Source organism: Streptomyces sp. NPDC019443, assembly GCF_044389785.1.
Lineage (GTDB): Bacteria > Actinomycetota > Actinomycetes > Streptomycetales > Streptomycetaceae > Streptomyces.
In genome coordinates, this window is record NZ_JBIRYJ010000047.1 from 1 (window position 1) to 4,967 (window position 4,967).

A 4,967-nucleotide genomic window follows, 5' to 3' on the forward strand; every position below is an offset into this window, starting at 1 on the left:
GAACCCGCATACCGCCCCAACAACACCGCATACACCGACAGCAACGTCATGAACATCGACACACCGCACTCACGGGACAACGCCCGCAGCGCCTCCGCCGTCTCCCGGGGGATGTCGAAGTCGGTCACCGCGCCGGCCGAGGAGCGGACCGGCGGCCGGGGCCTGTCCGTAGGCAGTTCCAGGGTCGGCGCATCTGCCAACTGGGTGCGCCAGTAGGCGAGTTGGTCGTCGAGCAGGTCGCCCGTCAGCCACTCACGCTGCCAGACAGCGAAGTCGGCGTACTGGACAGGCAGCGGGGGCAGCGGGTCCGGCTCGCCCGCCCGGAATGCCTCGTACAGGGCCATCAGTTCACGGTGGAAGACCTGGTCGGACCACTCGTCGAAGACCACGTGGTGCATGGCCAACGCCAGTACGTGCTCGTCGGGCGCGAGCCGGAGAAGCGTCGCCCGTACGAGCGGTCCGGCCGCGAGGTCGAAGGGGACAGCGGCGTCCGCCGCCACCAGAGCCCGCACAGCCACCCGAGGATCCATCTCCCCCGACACATCCACCACCGGCAGCGCGAACGACGCCGGCGCATCGATCACCTGACGCGGCACACCATCCGCATCCGCCACCAACCGCGTCCGCAACACCTCATGCCGCGCCACCACACCGGACAACGCCGCACCCAGGGCAGCGACATCCAGGGGGCCGTTCCAGCCCACAGGTGACAGGAGGGCGTACTCCACCGCGCCGGGCGCGAGTTGGTCCAGGAACCACAGCCGCTGCTGTGCGAACGACAGCGGAAGCGCCTGGTCGCGGTCGGCCGGTGTCACCGGGGGAACGACGGCGGGGCCGGTGACCGACTCGTCCAGGGTCGCCGCGAGTTGGCGTACGGTCGGTTGGTCGAAGAGGGCGGCGAGGGGGGTCTCGACCGCGAACGCCTCACGGATGCGGGAGACCACCTGGGTGGCGAGCAGCGAGTGGCCGCCGAGCTCGAAGAAGTTGTCGTTGGCGCCCACGCGTTCCACGTCGAGCACCTGGGCCCAGATGTCGGCGAGGAGTTCCTCCGTCGCCCCGGCCGGTGCCGCGAAGTCGTCCTGCAGGGGCAGTTGGTCCGGCCGGGGCAGCGCGGCCCGGTCCAGCTTGCCGTTGGGGGTCAGGGGCAGTGCGGCCAACTCGACGAAGGCAGCGGGGACCATGAAGTCGGGGAGGTTCTGCTGCAGGAGGTCGCGCAGTTCGGCCGGCGAGGGGATGCCCTCGCCGGGATCGGCGGGAACCAGATAGGCCAACAGTCTGCGTTCCGGGCCGTCCCCGACGGCCTCCACCACGGCGGACCGTACTCCCGTGTGTGCGGTCAGCAGGGACTCGATCTCACCCGGCTCGATACGGAAGCCGCGGACCTTGACCTGTTTGTCGGCGCGTCCGAGGAACTCCAGGACACCGCCGGGCAGTCGGCGTGCCCGGTCGCCCGACCGGTAGAGCCGGGAGCCGCCCTCGGCGAACGGGTCGGCCACGAACCGCCCGGCCGTCAGCGCCGGCCGGCCTCCATAGCCCCGGGCCACACCGGCGCCCCCGATGTACAACTCACCCGGTACGCCCACCGGGGTCGGCCTCAGATGCTCGTCCAGGACGTACACCTGCCACCCGGGCAGGGGAAGGCCGATGGGCACCTTCAGGTCGGCGTCGAGGTCAGTGGCGTCGATCCGGTGGTGAGTGACATGGACCGTGGTCTCGGTGATGCCGTACATGTTCACCAGGGCGGGGGCGTCGAGTCCCCGCGCGTCGGCCCACCGTGCCACGTGCGCCTGTTGCAGTGCGTCGCCGCCGAACACGACGAACCGTAGGTCAGTGGGCGTGCGGCCGGACTCGCCGACGTCCGCCAGCTGGCGGAAGAGCTCCGGTGTGGCACTGAGTACGGTGACACCCTCGGCGGCGAGCGCGTCGTACAGCAGCCACGGCTCCCGCACGGTCTGTGTCGGTACGACCATGCAGCGGGCCCCGTGCGTCAGCGCGCCCCAGATCTCCCATACCGAGAAGTCGAACGCGGAGGAGTGACTCACGCTCCACACGTCGTCCGGGCCGAGTTCGAAGGTGCCCGTGCTGTCGGCGGCCTCGAACAGGCTGTGCACATTCGCGTGCGGAACCAGCACACCCTTGGGGCGCCCGGTCGAGCCCGACGTGTAGATCACGTAGGCAAGCTGCCCCGGGTCGGTGGTGGCCATCGTGGGGGCGGTCGCCGGTTGGGCGGCGATCGCGGCGGCTGTCTCGGGATGGTCCACGACCACGAGCGCGGCCGGATCGGTGTACGGCGCCTCGGCCCGCACGTCGGTCAAGGCATGGGCCATGGCATCGGACAGGTGCGACTGAGTCACCACGACCGTCGCGCGACTGTCGGTGAGCATGAAGCCGAGCCGCTCGGGCGGGTAGTTCAGGTCGAGCGAGAGATAGGCGCCGCCCGCCTGCCACACCGCCAGCATGGCCGTCACGAGGTCGAGGCCACGCTCCAGGTACAGCCCCACCACCGTCTCGCGGCTCACACCGGCTGCGCGCAGCTGGTGCGCCAGCCGGTTCGCGCGCTCCATGAGTCCCGCATAGGTCAGCCGGTGCTCGCCGCAGACCACGGCCACGGCGTCGAGTCGTTCGGCCGCGCGTGCCGCGATCGTCTCGTGTACGCCCTGGGGGGCGTGGGTGGAGGGCAGCGCCGCGGTGGCGTTCCACTCCTCCACCAGCAGGTTCCACTCGTCCGCCGACAGCATGGGCACCTGTGACAGCGGCCGCTGGGCATTGGCGGCGACCGTCTCCAGCAGCGCCACGAAATGCCCGATCATCCGCTCGATCGTGGTGGCGTCGAACAGAGTGGTGCTGTACTGCACCTCACCGGTCAGGCAGCCGCCACCAACGCCAGTGCTGCTGGCACTGGCGCTGTCGCCCAGCGTGAACAGCAGGTCGTACTTCGCGGGAAGGCTGTCGGCGAGCACGTCCGCGGCCAGCGCGCCCGCGTCGGTGTAGTCCCCGAGGCCCGGGCTCGTGCCTCGGTCCGTCTCGGCGGGCCCACGGGTGTGGTCGGCGTCCCAGGCGGCGTAGTTGAACATGACCTGGAACAGCGGCGTACGGGAGCGGTCCCGATCGGTGGCCAGTTCGTCGACGAGCTGCTCGAACGGCGCATCCTGGTGGGAGAAGGCGCCGAGCGCGGTCTCACGTACGCGGCCCAGCAGCTCGGCGAAGGAGGGGTCGCCGGACAAGTCGGTGCGCAGTACCAGGGTGTTGACGAAGAAGCCGATCAGGTCTTCGGTCTCGGTCCGGTTCCGGTTGGCGACGGGTGTGCCCACGACCACGTCGTCCGACCCCGCGTACCGGCTCAGCAGGACGCCGAGCCCGGCCAGCAGCGTCATGAACATCGTCACGCCGCTCCGGCGCGACAGCTCCCTGAGCTTCCGAGCCGTCCGCTCCGCAACGGTGAAGCGCATCGCCGCGCCCTCGCTGGACCGAACCGGCGGACGCGGCCGGTCGGTGGGCAGCTCCAACACCGGAGCCCCCGCCAACCGTCCCTTCCAGTAGTCGAGTTGAAGGTCGAGCACATCACCGGTGAGCCACTGGCGCTGCCAAGCGGCGAAGTCCGCGTACTGCACGGACAGCGGCGGCAACGGATCCGGCTCACCCTCCCGGAACGCCTCGTACAAGGCCGAAAGCTCACGCCGGAAGACACGGTCCGACCACTCGTCGAAGACGGCATGGTGCACCGACAGGGCCAGTACGTGCTCGTCGGGCGCCAGCCGGACGAGCGTGGCACGGATCAGCGGACCGCAGGTCAGATCGAACGGCACCGTCGCGTCCACCGCCACCAGATCACGAGCCGCCGCCACCGGATCCGGCTCGCCGGACACGTCCACCAGCGGCAGCGAGAACTCCGTGGGCGGGTCGATCAGTTGGTGCGGAACACCGTCCGAGCCGGCCACCAGCCGGGTCCGCAGCACCTCGTGCCGCGCCACGAGCGCACTCAGAGCCGCGTTGAGCGCCTCCACGTCCGGCTTCTCGCCCCGCAGCCACACCGGCAGCGCGATGTTGTACTCCGCCGAGCCGGGTTCGAGCTGGTCCAGGAACCACAAACGCTGCTGGGCGAACGACAGCGGCAGCGCCCCGTCCCGGTCCACCGCCACCACCGGCGGGACGGCAATCGACTGACCTGCTCCGTCGATGACGACAGCCAGCTCGCGCACGGTCGGGTGGTCGAACAGCGCGGACAGCGGTACGTCGACCGCCAGCAGTTCCCGGATACGGGAGTTGACGCGAGTTGCAAGGAGCGAATGCCCGCCCAGCTCGAAGAAGTTGTCCGTGACCCCGACCCGCTCCACACCCAGCAGCTGCTCCCACAAGCCGGCCAGCAGTTCCTCAGTCGTGGTGGCCGGAGCCACGAACCCACCCGACTCCACCCGCCATCCGCCGTCCGGGAGCGGGAGCGCGGAGCGGTCGAGTTTGCCGTTGGGGGTGAGGGGGACGTCCGTGAGCGGCAGGAAGACTGCCGGGATCATGTAGGTGGGGAGGTGTTCGCTCGCGAAGGAGCGCAGGTCCGTGACGGAGGGGAGGCCGTCGGCCTGGTCGGCGGGGATGAGATAGGCCACGAGTCTACGGTCTTCGGTGTCGCCGAATGCCGTCACGACGGCGTTGCGGATCTGGGGGTGGGTGGTCAGGACGGCTTCGATCTCACCGGGTTCGATCCGGAAGCCGCGGACCTTGACCTGATCGTCGGCGCGGCCGACGAAGTCGAGCTGTCCGTCGGCCAGCCAGCGCGCCCGGTCACCCGACCTGTACATGCGCGAGCCGTCGGCGGCGAACGGGTCCGGCAGGAAACGCTCGGCCGTCAACACCGGCTGGGCGCGGTACCCGCGGGCCACCTGCGGGCCCGCGATGAACACCTCCCCAGCCACCCCGACCGGAACCGGATTCAACCGCGCGTCCAGGACATACAAGCGGGCATTCGCCACCGG

1 protein-coding gene is annotated in these 4,967 nt (G+C 70.2%); it reads right to left on the bottom strand.

What is annotated here, in order from left to right:
- The coding region (locus ACH492_RS39955) for an amino acid adenylation domain-containing protein (protein ID WP_398994348.1) at window positions 1-4,907 on the bottom strand (4,907 nt) is incomplete at its 3' end.
- Window positions 4,908-4,967 lie beyond the last annotated feature (60 nt).